Here is a 583-nt window from a genome sequence, read left to right as displayed (position 1 = left end):
AATCAGAGGTGTCCGATGGCAAAAAAACGCAGAACATTTAGTAAAGAATTCAAACTTGAAGCCGCTTGTTTAGTTTTAGACCAAGGCTATTCACTTCAAGAAGCATGTCGTTCATTGGATGTTGGAGAAACGGCTTTAAGACGCTGGGTTCAACAACTTGAACTTGAGCGAAATGGTGAAACACCTAATGCCAAAGCTTTGACTCCAGAGCAACAAAAGATTCAAGAACTTGAAGCCAGAATCAATCGTTTAGAGCGAGAGAAATCAATACTAAAAAAGGCTACAGCTCTCTTAATGTCAGAAGAAATGAACAATATTCGTTAATAGACCAATTAAGTGAGCAAGAATCGGTAGAGGTGGTCTGCAGTGTCTTTGATGTTGCTCGTTCAAGTTTTTATGACTACAAAAACCGCCGTAACACAATTGACGCTAATGAGGTTGCACTGAGAGCGCAGTTAAACGCTTGTTTTAAGCTTAGTCGTGGCTCTGCTGGAAGTCGCACACTCTTAGCAATGCTTGCAGATTTAGATATTGATGTTGGTTTATTCAAAGTCAGACGACTGATGCGTGATATGCAACTGGT

The 583-nt window shown here is 40.5% G+C and carries 1 pseudogene; it reads left to right on the top strand.

What is annotated here, in order from left to right:
• Window positions 1-15: 15 nt before the first annotated feature.
• A pseudogene (locus J8M01_RS24115) lies at window positions 16-583 on the top strand (transposase); the annotation flags it as partial.

It is taken from the genome of Pseudoalteromonas sp. MMG005 (assembly GCF_018101015.1).
Lineage (GTDB): Bacteria > Pseudomonadota > Gammaproteobacteria > Enterobacterales > Alteromonadaceae > Pseudoalteromonas > Pseudoalteromonas aurantia.
The sequence above is the reverse complement of the archived record's forward strand: the minus strand, read 5'-3'. Positions and strand labels throughout refer to the sequence as shown.